Raw genomic sequence first — 13,800 nt, forward strand, 5'->3', positions numbered from 1 at the left:
TACCACTTTACTAATATTGAAATTGGCTTGACCAAATGGACGCGGCTCGTTAGATTGTCGGACGCCCCACTCCAAAGACACCACGAGACAAAAGCATGCTGACCGTCATTTGCGAAACGCCCGGAACCCTGAAAGCCGAACAGCGCGAGAAACCGCAGCGCGGCGAGAACGAAGTGCTGCTGCGCGTAAAGCGCGTCGGTGTGTGCGGCACGGACCTGCACATCTTCACCGGAAATCAGCCGTATCTTTCGTATCCGCGCGTGATGGGCCATGAGCTCTCCGGCGTGATCGAGGAAGCGGACCCGGCGAGCGGCCTGAAGGCGGGCGACACCGTCTACGTGATGCCGTATCTGTCGTGCGGCAAGTGCATCGCGTGCCGTCAGGGCAAGACCAACTGCTGCGTGAATATCCAGGTGCTCGGCGTGCATCGCGACGGCGCGTTCACCGAATATCTGAATCTGCCCGCGCAATTCGTGCACAAGGCGGAAGGCGTGACGCTCGATCAGGCCGCGATGGTCGAATTCCTCGCGATCGGCGCGCATGCCGTGCGACGCGCGGACGTTCAGCCGAAGCAGCGCGTGCTGGTCGTCGGCACCGGTCCGATCGGCATGGCGGCCATCACCTTTTCGCGGCTGCGCGGCGCGACCGTCACCGCGCTCGACACGCGCGAAGACCGCCTCGCGTTCTGCAAGCGCGAACTGAAAGCCGACGCGACCGTGCAGATCGGCGAGCATGACAAGGAAGAACTGTCGAAGCTGACGAACGGCGAATTTTTCGATGTCGTCTTCGACGCGACCGGCAACTCGCGCGCGATGGAACGCGGCTTCGAGTTCATCGCGCATGGCGGCAAGTATGTGCTGGTGTCGATCGTGCCGGACCGCATCTCGTTCGCCGATCCGGAGTTTCACAAGCGCGAGGCGACGCTGCTCGCGAGCCGCAACGCGACGCCCGAAGACTTCGAGACCGTGCTCGCCGCGATGCGCAAAGGCGAAGTGCCCACCGATGCGCTCAACACGCATCGTCTGACGCTCTCCGACGTGCCCGAGCGCTTCTCGTCGCTGCTCGATCCGAAAGCGGGCGTCGTGAAGGCGATCGTCGAGTGCTAAGGAGTTGATCCCGGCGCGCCGCGTGCAAAGCGCGGGCGGCCTTGCGCGTCGTGCCAAGGCTCGGCGCTCTTGCACCAGATTTCATACTGCGGCGGATACAGCCCGGTTTCGTCGAAAATGCCGGTCGGCACTTCGATTTCATCCACGCCATCGAACGCCAGATAGACGGGCGAACCGCATGTCGGGCAATGATGGCGCTTGCCTGTCGCTGAACTTTCCCACGCCACCGTATCGCCCGATACCTCGAACGCGGCGCGCGTGAAAACCGCGTAGACGCCGAACGGCGCGCCGTGAATGCGCCGGCACGTCATGCAGTGGCACAGATTCACTTCCTTCGGCTCGCCCGTGACGCGCACGCGCACCGCGCCGCATGCGCAACCGCCTGCGTGGATAGGCTGAGAGTTCATGCGTCGTGTCTCCCGCGATCGGCAACGCCCGGCATGAGCCGGGCGCTGGCCGGTGATTCATCGCACGAAGTAGCCGCGGTTCGACATGCAGTCGCTGTACGCGCGCCAGTAGCGCGCCATCGGCGGTTCGGGCGGCGGAAGCGGCGGCATTTTCATGTCGCCGCCGTAGATGGCGTCGGATGCGCCGGGAGCCCCGGCCGCAATCGATGCGGGAAGCGTGGGCATCGCCGACGAAGCGTCGCGCGGCGCGGAAGCCCCCGCCATCGTCGCTGCCGGTGCGCCCGATGCCGCGACGGCCACCGCCACACCCGATGCCGGCACTGCGGCCGAAGCCCCGTGCGCGCCCGATGCGCCCGATGCAAGCGCCGGCAACGGCGGCTCGACCGGACGCGGCGGCGTGAGCACGCGCGTTTCACGCGGTGCGTCGCGCGGTGCCGTCTGCGGCTCGCGCGCCATGTTCACTTTCGTCGTCTGGTTCGCGTAGCCGTAGCAGGCGGCGTTATCGACCGATTGCTGCCACGGAGACTGGCTGCGTCCGGGCACGGTGAGCGGCTGCTGCGCGAAGGCGGCGCCACACGCCGCGAGCAAGGCGATTCCCGCGTAAGTGGAAGGTCTCATTGGCTTGCAGTTCCCCGATGCGGTGTTTTTTGTCGTTGCAGGCCGCGCCACTCGCACATGTCTCGGCGGCGCGAGTCTGCGCCGGGCCTGCTGTCAAGGATACCGCGGCCGCCAAACCGTCCACGCCAGAAGCACTGGCATCTTCCGCCAATTTTTCAGACGTGAGCGGCCCGGCGCACACGCACGGGCTGAAGCCGCGCGCGTCAGAACTTCATGCCGACACCGACGCCAATCACCCACGGATCGATCTTCAGCGAGCCGAGATCCGCGCCGTCGGCCGACGCGCTCGTGCGCATCCAGATCTTCTTCAGGTCCGCGTTGACGAACAGGTTCTTCGCCACCTGCACATCGACGCCGGCCTGCAGCGCCGGGCCGAAGCTGCTGTGTTTGATCGACACCGGCGTGTCGCCGGCCTTCAGCTTGTCGTTATAAAAATAGGTGTAGTTCAGGCCCGCGCCTACGTACGGACGCACGCGTCCCGCGTGATTGAAGTGATATTGGAGGAGCAGCGTAGGCGGCAGCACGCCCACGCCGCCCAGCCCGCCGATGCTCGATGTCACCTGATGCCGCGACGTCGCGAGAATCAGTTCCATGCCGATCTGGTCGGTGAACATGTACGTGAAGTCGAGCTCGGGCACGATGGCATTGTTCACGCCGACGTTGAGCGTGCCGAGCGCGCCGCCCGCCGATACGTCGGGCTGGATGCTGATCGCGCGCAGCCGCACGAGAATGTCGCCCGCGTGGATGCCGTCCATCGAACTGTTCGACGATGCCTCGCCCGCTGCCTGCGCGGTACCTGCGAACAGCGCCGCGCATGCCATCACGATTGCCCCGAGACCTTTTCTCATTTCTATCTTTCCTACGTTAAAAATAGAATTGTCCCGGCACCCTCCCCCCGCGCCCTTGATGGCAGTCAATCGCGCGGTGCGCATGCACACTCGCACGCCGCAAGCTTGCGCGCCGACAAATAAAGCGTTCGAAAGCCACCGGAAAGCGGGTCCGCGTCTTGCTAACCCAAAGGGAAAGTGCAGAACAAAATGGGAGGCAGCAGATGAGACCCACACTCAGCACACTCGGGCGCATGACGGGCATCCTGCTCGGCGGCACGCTCGCCGTCGTGGCGAGCGCTCAGCAGGCGCCGCAGAAACCGAACAAGCTCGACTACGACAGCACGCCCGCGTATTCGGAGAAGAACGTCACGCCGCCCGCGGCCGCAGCCGCGAAAGCCAGCGACGCGCTGAAGACGCGCCCCGGCGAACAATCCGCAGGCAAAGGCGCGAAGCCCGATCGGCCGAACGGCCTCGGCTTCGATGCGGGCGCGAGCGGCATGGGCAAGAAGCAGTAGCAGCGATCACGCGTCGGACGGCTTGTCCGGCCACGGCCACGTCGCATAGCGCGATGTCTTCTTGGCCGCGGCCCTGGCGCCGCGCTTTTCCGCCGGCGCGGGAGCGGGAACGGGAGCAGGAGCGGACGGTTCGGCCTCGTGCGCCGGCGCCGCGCTGACCGCCGTCTCGGGCAAATCCTCGCCGAACCAAGGCACTTCCTTGCGCCGCTCTGCCGCATACGCATCCCAGCCCGCCGCGTTATCCGCGAAGAGATCGTGCTTCACGGTGTTGGCGAGCATCGGGCGATTCAAGGTTTCATCGAGCAGCCCTTTCGGCCACACGAAAAACGCGCCCGAAGCACGCCGGATGAAATCGCGCGGCGTCATCTTGACGTCGACGAAGCCGAGCAGCGTGAAGCCCGCGAGCGCATCGTTGCCCTTCACCGCATCGCCGATGCTCGCGTAATCGTCGGCGCATTGGCTCAGGCAAAACACCGTCTCCAGCACATCGCCCAGATGCAGCAGCAGAGCGCGTCGTTCGTAGGGATCTTGCATGGCGGTCTCTTGTTTCGTCATTCGTTGTTCCGATATGTCGAGGGTGGATTCTTGGCACGCGCACTGCCGCACGTGCCGCGTTCATCTCGAATTTTAGCGAACCTGCCGTGACACGTCGGCGCGCGAGCGCTCGGGTCACTTCGCAAAGCGCGTGCGAAAGCTCAGCCGATAGTCGTTCGGCGACACCCCGAGCCGCCGCGCGAACACGAGCCTCATGCGGTCAGCCGTGCCGAAGCCGCAGTCGTACGCGACGGTTTTCAACGGCGTGTCGCTGCTTTCCAGCACGTTGCGGGCCGCGTCGACACGCGCGCGTTCGACGAACTCATGCGGCGTCATCTGCGCGAGCTGCACGAAGGCGCGGGCGAAGTTGCGCTCGCTCATGCCCGCGACGCTCGCCAGTTGCGCGACCGACAGCCGCTCGCCAATGTGTTCCATCACGTAAGCCTGTACCTTCGCGACCGGCGAAGTCTCGTCGGCGGGCGCGCTCAGGTAAGGGCTGAACTGCGACTGGCCGCCGCGCCGCTGCGCAAACACGACGAGGCGCTTCGCGACCGCGAGCGCGACTTGCGCGCCGTGATCCTCGGCGACGAGCGCAAGGGCGACATCGATGCCCGCCGTCACGCCCGCCGACGTGACGAGATTGCCGTCGCGCATGTAGATGCGATCCAGCTCGACGCGTGCGTGCGGAAAGCGCTCGGCGAGACGCGGCGCGTTCTGCCAGTGCGTGGTCACCTCACGCCCGTCGAGCAGGCCCGCATGCCCGAGCGCGAACGCGCCCGTGCAGATCGAGCCGTAGCGCTCGCAGCGCGACGCAGTATCGGTGAGCCAGGCGATGAGATCGGCATCGGGTGCATCGACGGGAAGACGCGGGCCGCCCGCGACGAGCGCGGTGCCGTAGCGCGCATCCGCTTCGTCGAACGGCAAGTCCGCAATGAGCCGCGTGCCGTTCGATGCCCGCACGATGCGCTCCTCCGGACCGACGAGCGTGATCTCGTATGCGCTCGATGCGGGGATGAAGCCGTTCGCTTCCGCGAAGACATCGACGGGACCGGCGACATCGAGCGCCTGCACGCCCTGGAAGATTGCGATCGCAACTGTACGCATCGGCGGGAATGTCCGTGATGAGTTCGCGTGGCAGGAGACGGCGTGCGCTTGGCAGGCTTTCACGCGTCGTTCCGATTGAGGCGCGAAGGCGTTTTGCCGAGACTAAAGGCATCCGACGCGCTGCGCGATTTTAGCAACGCGCAGAGGTTCGCGTCGTTCACCGCCTTACTTCATCGACTTACTTCATCGCCCTACATCAAGGAGCCACACTCATGAGCGAAATCATCGCAGGCATCAGGATTCCCGACAGTCAGATGGCGCGCGAAGCCACGCAACTCGTGCGCGACACCGAGCCCGACCTGCTCTATCACCATTCGCGCCGCGTGTTCCTGTTCGGCGCGCTCGCGGGCGAGCGCAAGCAATTGCAGTACGACCCGGAGCTGCTTTACATCGGCGCGATGTTCCATGACATGGGCCTCACCGAAGCGTATAGCAGCGCGCAAGATCGCTTCGAGGTCGATGGCGCGAACGCCGCGCGCGATTTCCTGCACCAGCATGGCATCGGCGAATACGAGATCGAACAGGTGTGGGACGCGATCGCACTGCATACGACGCCCGGCATTCCGCAGTACAAGAAGCCGGTGGTCGCGCTCGTCACGGCGGGCGTCGAGATGGACGTGCTCGGTCTTGCCTACGACGAGTTCAGCGCGGACCAGCGTCGTCTCGTCGTCGCGGCGCATCCGCGCGAGACGAACTTCAAGGAGAGCATCATCGATGCGTTCGCCAAAGGCACGATCAACAAGCCCTTGTCGACGTTCGGCAACGTCAAGGCCGACGTGCTCGCGCTGGAGGACCCGAACTACAGGCGGCTGAATTTTTGCAGCATCATTCTGGGCTCGGCGTGGAACGATCAGCCTCACGATCATTCGGCGTGCCGCAATCCGGCGCATCATCACGCGTGATTCAGCGGCAGACGCGATACGGTCCCATATCGACGTGAAAGTGCGTCTTGTGCAACACGTTGTAATCGGGGCCGAGCGTCGTGTCGAACGATTGACATGCGCCTTCGTGAACGCGCCGCAGGAATTGTCCATCGAGCGATGACGCATCGTCCCAGCGCGCGAGCGTGATGCGGCGTCCGTCGTCGAGCACGAAGCCCGTCAGGTCGATGGCGTTCGCGCTCGCGTGCTGGCTCAGCGCCGCGTCCTGCTGATGATTGACGTTGCGGCACGCATAGCTGCCCACGTGCTCGATACGCGCGACGCGTTCGCCGTATGTCTCGAGCGCCGCCGTCTGAAGATACTGATGCTCGAAATACGCGATGCCGAGCGCGAGCGGACACGTCGCGAGAAACGGCGAACTGAAGCGCAGGTCTTCCGACTGCGTGATGCGCATCACGCCCTTCAACTCGCAGCCGCCCGGCCCGGTTGCATCGGCCATTGCGCGATAGACGAGGCCGGAACGCGCGAGCGCGGCATCGCAGAGTTGCGGGTCGTGCATCGTGCGCCAGAGTTTGAAGCGCGTGAGCGGACCTTGCGGCGCGCGCACATCGAGCGGCGCGAACGGGTCGTAGCGTTCGGGCAGCGCGATGCGCCTGGAATACACCGCATAGCCGAAAGCGATTGCGCCGATGAGCGCGGCGAGCAACAGCCACGCGATGACGCGTGCGAACACGCCGGGTTATGCGCTATCGGCCGCGTGCGCGGCGTTCACGCGCTCGGCGAGCTTTGCGTCGTAGCTCGAATGCACGTGCACGCGCTTTTTCTCGGGATAGGCGTACGAATATGCCTTGCGCAATGCGAGCGATGCTTCGTGAAAGCCCGACAAGATGAGCTTCTGCTTGTTCGGATAGTTGGCGATATCGCCGACCGCAAAAATGCCGGGCCGCGACGATTCATAGTTCGACGTATCCACTTCGATGCGTCCGCCGCGCACATCGAGATTCCATGTCGCGATCGGTCCGAGCTCGGAGACCAGACCGTAGAGCGCGACGATGTCGTCCACGGGAATATCGCTCGCGCCTTCGATCTGTTTGATGCGCGCGCCGCGCAGCGTGCCATCGGACGCATCGAGCGATTCGATCATCCCGACGACGAAATCCATCTCGCCGGCATCGACTGCGCGCTTCATCATCGCGACGGAGTTGGCCGCTGCCGAGAAACCGCTGCGCCGATGCACGAGCGTGAGCTTCTTCGCGATGTCCTTCAACGCGAGCGCCCAGTCGAGCGCCGAATCGCCGCCGCCCGCGACGATGATTTCCTTGCCGGCGAAATCCGCCGCGCGCGAGACGCTGTAGTGCACGTGTTTGTCTTCGAGCGCGGCCGCTTCGGGCAATTGCAGACGCTGCGGCACGAAGGCGCCGTTGCCCGCGGCGATGAGAATCGCGGCGGCATCGAAGGTCATGCCGTTTTCGGTTTCGATCGTCCAGCGATGATCGTCTTCGCGCTGCGTGACGGACCGCACGCGCTGATCGAGATGGATGGGCACGTCGAAGGGACGGATCTGTTCGAGCAGACGATCGACGAGCTCGCGCGCGGTGCAGGATGGGATCGCGGGGATATCGTAGATGGGCTTGTCGGGATAGAGCTCGATGCACTGCCCGCCGATGCGCCCGAGCGTATCGACGATCTGGCACGTGAGGCCGATCACGCCGGCTTCGAAGGCGGCGAATAGCCCTACGGGGCCTGCGCCTATGATCAATACGTCGGTTTTTATCGCTTCGCGTTGCGGTTCCATTTCGGGGCTCGTTTTGCGGTTCGTTGCGTTTTCAGCATTCTTCGGGCCACGATACAGAAAGCGCCTTGATGGGGCAACGAAGCCCCTTTTGGCTTAGCGGCGATTGCGCGATCGCCTGGACGGCGGCGATGGCATCGATGGTTTGCTTTTCGCCGGATCCCGTTTTCGTGTTGGTCTGTTAGCGTTGCCCCTCCCCGGGGCGGGGGTAACTTTCTTTGCTGCTGCAAAGAAAGTCACCAAAGAAAGCAGCTTTTCCCAGCCTGAGCACTTCACACCGGCCGCGGCACAGGCGATCGACCTAATGGCCCCCAGAGTAGCGAGTGCCATCTTAGGTCCCACCGGGCTTGGATCGCGCACGGTCTGACAAGCCATAAGATCAAGCAAACTGGTTCAGCACGAAAGAGTTCCGGCACAGCGCTGCGCGCTGGCGCCAGGTACGCAAGGGAAAGCAACTTATGCACGTGCAGTGAGATAGAGACTTAAACAAAGAAGCACGCGCAGACCCGATTGACCGGTCGGCCGCGAAGCGGGCCGGAGCTATTGGTGCTGAACCAGTCAGTAGTGCGGCACGACGAGACAGACCGTGCGCGATCCAAGCCCGATAAGACCTTCGAGGGCACTCGCTACTCCGGGGGCCATTAGACCAATCGCCTGTGCCGCGGCCGGCATGAAGTGCTTAGGCTGGGGATAGCTGTTTCTTTGGTTACTTTCTTTGCGTCGACCAGAGTTGGCGCTTTAGCGCTTACTCTGGTCCCGAGCAAAGAAAGTGACTGCCGCCCCGCATAGGGGCAGTGCCAATAGACCAACGCGAATACGGGATCCGGCAACCACAACAAAATCACTTCCCCGCATTCAACTCCCGTGCGTAATACATCGCCGCCGCATCGATCTCCTCAGCAGTCATATTCCGCGCAACATTGCGCATGACCTCATTGATATCGTTAGTCCGTGTCCCGTTGGCAAACGCGACCAACTGCGCCTTAGTATAGGAAGCCGGCAATCCATCGAGCCAGGGGCTGCCAGCCTTGTTATCGATGCCACCATGACACGCCGCACACGGCGCGATATTGCGCATCGGCGCACCATGCGCGACGATCGGCGGCGCGAGCGAATCGCTCACCTTGCGCTGCGCCGGCGGCCTCGGCAGGCTCGCATAGTAAGCAGCCAAATCCCGCATATCCTGATCCGAAAGATTCATCGCCATCGGCGACATCACCGCATTGCTCCGCGCGCCCTTCTGAAAATCGATCAGTTGCTTGTAGATCACCGACGCATATTGCCCCGCGAGATTCGGCGAGTTGGCCTCGCTCATGCCGCGCTCGCCATGACACATCGTGCAGCGCAAGGCCAGCGTCGCGCCGCGCCCGATCGAATTCGCACTCACATCGACGAGCAGTTGCGGCGTGACTTCGACGCTCGTGAGCTTCACCCTCGGCGCCATGATCGAATCCTCACCCGCGTACCAGCTTCGCGGCACGCCGGCCGCGCTGCAGATCGCGTTCCAGATGCCCGTGAACTGCGCATCGCGATGCACCGAAGGCAGCCACACGAAGCCGATCAAAATCGATATCACCGCAATCGCGATCGTGCCGAGTACGCTGACCGTGAACCAGCGGTTGCGAAACGTGAAGAGGCGTTCGTCGCTCATCGCTGTGCTCCGATCGGCACCGCGGGCACCGCCGTGTCGGACCGCGCAATCAGCTGCGCAATCGGAAAGCCGTAGTTGACGAGCGTGAGCCCGATCATCAGCACGAGCCACAGCGCGAAGCTGTTCAACGCCACCGGAAGGCTGCGCGGCTCGTGCACCGCGCGGCTGAAGCGAAACTCCTCGACCGCTATCTTCGGCGCGCGATGCCCCTTGATCAGCACGATGAAAAACAGCACCGCCGACACCACCAGAATGAATCCGCCAATCACCGAAATCACCACCGAAAGCGCCTGCGCCGCAATCTCCGGATCCTTGTAGTCATAGAACGCCATGCGCCGCGGCATCCCCAGAATGCCGACGAAATGCCACGGGAACGTCAGCACGATCATGCCGATGAACCACAGCCACAACTGCCAGCGCATCAGCTTCACGCTTTGCAATGCACGGCCCGTCAGATGTGGCCACAAGTCATACGCGATCACGAAGTACATGATGACGATCGCGCCCGCGAAAATCAGATGAAAGTGGCCCGTGATCCATTGGGTGTTGTGCACGGTCGAGTCGAGCTGATAACTCATGTTGATGAGACCACCCGCGCCACCGAAGCCGAGCATCACGAAGGAGAACGCGACGGCGAGCATCATCGGGTTGTCCCACGGCAGCGCCTTGATCCACCCGAACGGTCCCTTGCCGCCGCGCAGCCGCGCCGCGATCTCCACCGACGCGCAGATCGTAAAGACCGTCAGGAAGGTCGGCACGGCCACGAGCGCGGTAAACACCGAATGCAGGAACTTGAAGCCCGAGCCGACTTGCGGATCGGCGAAGAGATGGTGCATGCCGATCGGCATCGACACGACGAGGAACAGGATGAACGAGATGCGCGCCATCGCATCACTGTAGAGGCGGCCGCCGATCGCGCGCGGAATGATCGTGTAGTACGCGATATACGCCGGAACCAGCCAGAAATAAACGATCGCGTGCAGCGTCCACGAGAAGAAGATGCGCGCGAGCCCGGCATCGATGGTCGTCTTCCAGCCGATCGCCACAGGCAGGATCATAAAGAGCACTTCGATGGCCGCGCCCACCGCCGTCCAGCCCCACAGATACGCGCCGGCGACCGTGGCGAACATCGGAAGCGGAATCGTCTTGCCACGGTTCTCGCGCTTCCACGATGCCAGATTCACCGACATCAGCGCGACCCACACCCACGAGCCGACCACCACGAGCACGACGCCGACGTAATAGAACACGTTGCCGATCATCGGCGGATAGAAGGTGTAGAGCACCGAAGCGAGACCCATCGCGACGGGCACGGTCGCCGTCACCGCGCCGATGGCGACGAGCCAGAAGCCGAGCCACGCCCAGCGCAGCCCGACGAGCGGACGCTTCAGCGCGAGCTCGCTGACCGCGTAGCCGAAGCCCATCGCGACGAGCGTCGGGAACGCATAGCCCATCACGGTGCCGTGCTCCGTCACCGAGCGATAGTAAAGCTCCGGATTCTGCAGCCACGGATGCAGCGGGCTGCGCACGAGCATCTGCCATGCGCCGAGCAACAGCGCAACGCCGAAGGCGCCGAACGCCAGCCAGAAATGCGCGAGTACGAGGCGCTTGCTATTGAACACAGGACACTCTCCGCGAATTGGCCGGCAGCTTGTCGGCCATCTGCATGAATTCGGCGCGATCGACCACCTTCACGTGCGCCCACATGTTCTGATGCCCGGTGCCGCAGAACTCGTGACACGGCATCAGATGCTCGCCGGGCTTGCTGAAGGTCGTCTTGAAGGTCGAGACATAGCCCGGCTCCAGCATCGAATTGATGTTCGTATTGGTGATGAGAAAGCCGTGCACGACATCCGAGCTCGTCGCGCGGAACGTCACCGGCACGCCCGCCGGCACGACGAGGCACTGCGGCGTGAACGAGTACTGCTGCGCGACGATGCGCACCGTCACCGAGCCGTCCGCCTCGGGCGCGCTGCCGAGATTGCTTTCGACGAATTCGCCCGAAAGATGCAGTGTTTCCGGGCGCACCGTCTCGACGCGCGAAGGCGGCATCATCGCCCAGTGCAGACCGGTGTAGACGACCATCGCCACCAGCACGACGACGATCGCGAGAACGAGAATCGCCCAGCGCCGTTCGACCCTTTCGGCGACGTCGTGCGAGCTTGGATCAATGGCCATATGCGATGCCTTAATAAACCTTGCGTATCACTGGATCACGCCGCGCGGCAGGAACACGGCGAAGTAGAAGACGAACCAGATGCCGATCACGATCGCGGTCGAAATGCCCGCGAGCGCGATTGCGCCCGACGGGCCCCGCTTCACAATCTCGTCGACCTTTGCGTCTTCGTTTGGATCTTCGTTCATGGTGGGTCGATGCTCGAAACGATGCTCAATAAAGGGGCGCCGAACGCAATTCGTTGACTTCCTTCACCGTGACCGGCGTGCCGCGATTGCCCCACGCGGTGCGGATATACGTGACGACCGCGGCGACCTCGACATCGGAAAGCGACTGCGCGAAAGGCGGCATGCCGTAAGGCTTCGGGTTCTTGAACGTGCCCGGCGGATAGCCGCCGTTCAGCACCATGCGGATCGGGTTCACGGCCGAATTCATCACGATCGACTGGTTGTTCGCGAGCGGCGGGAAATCGGGCGGTTTGCCCTGACCCTGCGCTGCGTGACATTCGGCGCATTGCGCGTCGTAGATTTTCTTGCCGAGCGGCGAGAGGCTCGTCTTCTGCTCGACGACCGCCTGGCTCGGCGGCTCGGACTTGTCGCCGGAGCGCGCGGGCAGCGCCTTCAGATAGACGGCCATTGCGCGCACGTCGTCCTCGGTCAGATATTGCAGGCTGTCGTAGACAACTTCGGCCATCGGCCCGTACACCGCGCCGCGATTGCTCACGCCCGCGTGCAAGAGTCCGACGATTTCGTCGATGCTCCAGTCACCGAGTCCCGCTTCCTTGTTCGACGTGAGCGACGGCGCGTACCAGTTCTGAATCGGGATCAGCCCGCCTTCGAACGCCTTCGAGGTCACGTTGCCGCCGAGCGCGTTGATCGCGGTATGGCACATCGAGCAATGCCCCAGACCTTCGACGAGATACGCGCCGCGATTCCATTCCGCCGATTGCTTCGGGTCGGGCTCGTATTCGCCCTGCTTGAAGAACAGCGAGCGCCAGCCGAGCAGTAGTTGCCGCTTGTTGAACGGAAAGCGCAGTTCATGCGGGCGGTTGGGCTGATGCACGGCCGGCGTGGACATGAGGAACGCGTAGATGGCGTCGGAGTCCGCGCGCGTCACCTTCGTATAGGACGCGAAGGGCATCGCCGGATAGAGCAGCGAGCCGTCGCGCGACTTGCCGGTGTGCATCATGGCGTAGAACTCGTCGGCGGTCCATTGGCCCAGGCCCGTCTCCTTGTCCGACGAGATGTTCGGCGTGTAGAGCGTGCCGAAGGGCGTGTCCATCGGGCGGCCGCCGCCGAAGGTCTTGCCCGCGGGCAGCGTATGGCACGCGATGCAATCGCCCGCGCGCGCGAGATATTCGCCGCGTTTGACGGTGGCCGGGTCCGCGCCCTGCGCCACGGCCTGTCCGACGGGCGCGGCGCACGCCGCCATGAAGACCGCGACGGTCAGCGCTCGGAGATGTCGAAATCGGAGCACGTCGGTCCTCGGTTAGTTGTGAACGCTGCCGCACGCGAGCGGCATCTTGAACGAGCCGGCGGCGACGGGTACCGGATTGGCTGGCGCCGGCAGCGACGCGAGATAGGCGGCGATCGCGGTGATGTCGCGCTCGGACAGCAGCTTCGCGACCTGCCCCATGCAATCGGGCGCGGCGGTCGAGCGCGTGCCGTAGCGCCATGCGCCGAGTTGCGCGCTGATGTAGTCACGGTGCAAGCCGAGCAGACCGGGAATCGCAGGCTCCATGCCGGTCATCGACGTCCCGTGGCAGGCCACGCACGCGGGCACCTTGCGCGACGCATCGCCCTTCGTGACGAGCGTCTTGCCGAGATCGAGCGTCTTGGCATCGACGGTGACGGCGGCGGGCGGCGGAAACGGCGGACGCTCGCCCGCGAAGTAGTCGGCGATCTGCTTCAGATACGCGTCCGGCAGATACGCGAGCAGGTAGTTCATCGGCGGATACTTGCGCCGGCCGTCACGGAACGCGAGAAGCTGGTTGTACAGATAGCCGGCGGGCTTGCCGGACAGACGCGGGAAGTAGTCGTTGTCGGTGCCCTCGCCGTGCGCGCCGTGACAGGCCGCACAGCCCATCACGCGGGCCTGCATCGTGTCCGGCGCGCGCTCGAGGGGCGCACCGCCCGGGGCGTCCGCGGCCGACGCCGACGCCGCGATGCCGAAAAAGGCGAAGAGCG

General features: G+C 64.0%; 16 protein-coding genes. 3 read left to right on the forward strand and 13 right to left on the reverse strand.

Annotated elements, in window-relative coordinates; genetic code table 11:
* The first annotated feature begins 95 nt into the window (after positions 1–95).
* On the forward strand, positions 96–1,106 hold the full coding sequence (locus tag AWB74_RS19315) for a zinc-binding alcohol dehydrogenase family protein (protein WP_061148345.1): 1,011 nt from the start codon (positions 96–98) through the stop codon (positions 1,104–1,106).
* Here AWB74_RS19315 and AWB74_RS19320 read toward each other — a convergent pair.
* The 3 genes from AWB74_RS19320 to AWB74_RS19330 form a co-directional block, all read right to left on the reverse strand.
* The gene (locus AWB74_RS19320) at positions 1,103–1,513 is read right to left on the reverse strand and encodes a GFA family protein (RefSeq protein ID WP_061148346.1); all 411 of its coding nucleotides are present in this window, start codon (positions 1,511–1,513) and stop codon (positions 1,103–1,105) included. The genes AWB74_RS19315 and AWB74_RS19320 overlap by 4 nt on opposite strands.
* Positions 1,514–1,570: 57 nt before the next feature.
* A complete protein-coding gene (locus AWB74_RS19325; RefSeq protein WP_061148347.1) occupies positions 1,571–2,131 on the reverse strand; it encodes a hypothetical protein in 561 nt (186 codons plus the stop codon).
* A 203-nt stretch (positions 2,132–2,334) separates the two neighbouring features.
* Positions 2,335–2,952 (reverse strand): OmpW/AlkL family protein, encoded by a 618-nt coding sequence (locus AWB74_RS19330; RefSeq protein ID WP_061148348.1) that lies wholly within the window; start codon positions 2,950–2,952, stop codon positions 2,335–2,337.
* Between the two features lie 230 nt (positions 2,953–3,182).
* Here AWB74_RS19330 and AWB74_RS19335 point away from each other — a divergent pair, with 230 nt between their 5' ends.
* Positions 3,183–3,476 (forward strand): hypothetical protein, encoded by a 294-nt coding sequence (locus AWB74_RS19335; RefSeq protein WP_143749282.1) that lies wholly within the window; start codon positions 3,183–3,185, stop codon positions 3,474–3,476.
* A 6-nt stretch (positions 3,477–3,482) separates the two neighbouring features.
* Here AWB74_RS19335 and AWB74_RS19340 read toward each other — a convergent pair whose 3' ends face one another.
* Together AWB74_RS19340 and AWB74_RS19345 are read right to left on the reverse strand one after the other, a co-directional pair.
* Positions 3,483–4,010 carry a hypothetical protein gene (locus AWB74_RS19340; RefSeq protein ID WP_235024626.1) on the reverse strand — a complete coding sequence of 176 codons (528 nt, stop codon included), beginning with the start codon at positions 4,008–4,010 and terminating at the stop codon, positions 3,483–3,485.
* Between the two features lie 135 nt (positions 4,011–4,145).
* Positions 4,146–5,114, reverse strand: a complete 969-nt coding sequence (locus AWB74_RS19345; protein ID WP_061148351.1) for a GlxA family transcriptional regulator — start codon at positions 5,112–5,114, stop codon at positions 4,146–4,148.
* A gap of 212 nt (positions 5,115–5,326) precedes the next feature.
* On the opposite strand from AWB74_RS19345, the gene AWB74_RS19350 reads away from it, so the two are divergent.
* The gene (locus AWB74_RS19350; RefSeq protein ID WP_061148352.1) at positions 5,327–6,016 is read left to right on the forward strand and encodes an HD domain-containing protein; all 690 of its coding nucleotides are present in this window, start codon (positions 5,327–5,329) and stop codon (positions 6,014–6,016) included.
* A 1-nt stretch (position 6,017) separates the two neighbouring features.
* On the opposite strand, the gene AWB74_RS19355 is transcribed toward AWB74_RS19350, so the two are convergent.
* The 8 genes from AWB74_RS19355 to AWB74_RS19390 form a co-directional block, all read right to left on the reverse strand.
* Positions 6,018–6,728: an extensin-like domain-containing protein gene (locus tag AWB74_RS19355; RefSeq protein ID WP_061148353.1), complete on the reverse strand. Its 711-nt coding sequence runs from the start codon at positions 6,726–6,728 to the stop codon at positions 6,018–6,020.
* Between the two features lie 6 nt (positions 6,729–6,734).
* Entirely contained in the window at positions 6,735–7,790 is a 1,056-nt protein-coding gene (locus AWB74_RS19360; RefSeq protein WP_061148354.1) for an NAD(P)/FAD-dependent oxidoreductase, read from the reverse strand.
* 838 nt (positions 7,791–8,628) lie between these two features.
* Positions 8,629–9,438 carry a c-type cytochrome gene (locus AWB74_RS19365; RefSeq protein WP_061148355.1) on the reverse strand — a complete coding sequence of 270 codons (810 nt, stop codon included), beginning with the start codon at positions 9,436–9,438 and terminating at the stop codon, positions 8,629–8,631.
* Complete coding sequence (locus AWB74_RS19370; RefSeq protein WP_061148356.1) at positions 9,435–11,060, reverse strand: cbb3-type cytochrome c oxidase subunit I; 1,626 nt, start codon at positions 11,058–11,060, stop codon at positions 9,435–9,437. The genes AWB74_RS19365 and AWB74_RS19370 overlap by 4 nt, the downstream gene beginning before the upstream one ends.
* Positions 11,050–11,616, reverse strand: a complete 567-nt coding sequence (locus tag AWB74_RS19375) for a cupredoxin domain-containing protein (protein ID WP_061148357.1) — start codon at positions 11,614–11,616, stop codon at positions 11,050–11,052. Before AWB74_RS19375 ends, AWB74_RS19370 begins: the two co-directional genes overlap by 11 nt.
* 27 nt (positions 11,617–11,643) lie before the next feature.
* Entirely contained in the window at positions 11,644–11,802 is a 159-nt protein-coding gene (locus tag AWB74_RS46955; protein WP_087039100.1) for a hypothetical protein, read from the reverse strand.
* A 25-nt stretch (positions 11,803–11,827) separates the two neighbouring features.
* Positions 11,828–13,045 carry a c-type cytochrome gene (locus AWB74_RS19385; RefSeq protein ID WP_061148358.1) on the reverse strand — a complete coding sequence of 406 codons (1,218 nt, stop codon included), beginning with the start codon at positions 13,043–13,045 and terminating at the stop codon, positions 11,828–11,830.
* Between the two features lie 57 nt (positions 13,046–13,102).
* Complete coding sequence (locus tag AWB74_RS19390; RefSeq protein WP_200822000.1) at positions 13,103–13,714, reverse strand: c-type cytochrome; 612 nt, start codon at positions 13,712–13,714, stop codon at positions 13,103–13,105.
* Positions 13,715–13,800: the final 86 nt, after the last annotated feature.

The sequence above is a fragment of the Caballeronia arvi genome (assembly GCF_001544695.2).
Lineage (GTDB): Bacteria > Pseudomonadota > Gammaproteobacteria > Burkholderiales > Burkholderiaceae > Caballeronia > Caballeronia arvi.

Coding starts and splice junctions, on each gene's coding strand:
- AWB74_RS19385 (WP_061148358.1), bottom strand. CDS start 13,045: ATGGCGGCGTGCGCCGCGCCCGTCGGACAGGCCGTGGCGCAGGGCGCG.
- AWB74_RS19375 (WP_061148357.1), bottom strand. CDS start 11,616: ATGGCCATTGATCCAAGCTCGCACGACGTCGCCGAAAGGGTCGAACGG.
- AWB74_RS19365 (WP_061148355.1), bottom strand. CDS start 9,438: ATGAGCGACGAACGCCTCTTCACGTTTCGCAACCGCTGGTTCACGGTC.
- AWB74_RS19350 (WP_061148352.1), top strand. CDS start 5,327: ATGAGCGAAATCATCGCAGGCATCAGGATTCCCGACAGTCAGATGGCG.
- AWB74_RS19325 (WP_061148347.1), bottom strand. CDS start 2,131: ATGAGACCTTCCACTTACGCGGGAATCGCCTTGCTCGCGGCGTGTGGC.
- AWB74_RS19360 (WP_061148354.1), bottom strand. CDS start 7,790: ATGGAACCGCAACGCGAAGCGATAAAAACCGACGTATTGATCATAGGC.
- AWB74_RS19345 (WP_061148351.1), bottom strand. CDS start 5,114: ATGCGTACAGTTGCGATCGCAATCTTCCAGGGCGTGCAGGCGCTCGAT.
- AWB74_RS19330 (WP_061148348.1), bottom strand. CDS start 2,952: ATGGCATGCGCGGCGCTGTTCGCAGGTACCGCGCAGGCAGCGGGCGAG.
- AWB74_RS19320 (WP_061148346.1), bottom strand. CDS start 1,513: ATGAACTCTCAGCCTATCCACGCAGGCGGTTGCGCATGCGGCGCGGTG.
- AWB74_RS19315 (WP_061148345.1), top strand. CDS start 96: ATGCTGACCGTCATTTGCGAAACGCCCGGAACCCTGAAAGCCGAACAG.
- AWB74_RS46955 (WP_087039100.1), bottom strand. CDS start 11,802: ATGAACGAAGATCCAAACGAAGACGCAAAGGTCGACGAGATTGTGAAG.
- AWB74_RS19335 (WP_143749282.1), top strand. CDS start 3,183: ATGAGACCCACACTCAGCACACTCGGGCGCATGACGGGCATCCTGCTC.
- AWB74_RS19390 (WP_200822000.1), bottom strand. CDS start 13,714: ATGCAGGCCCGCGTGATGGGCTGTGCGGCCTGTCACGGCGCGCACGGC.
- AWB74_RS19340 (WP_235024626.1), bottom strand. CDS start 4,010: ATGCAAGATCCCTACGAACGACGCGCTCTGCTGCTGCATCTGGGCGAT.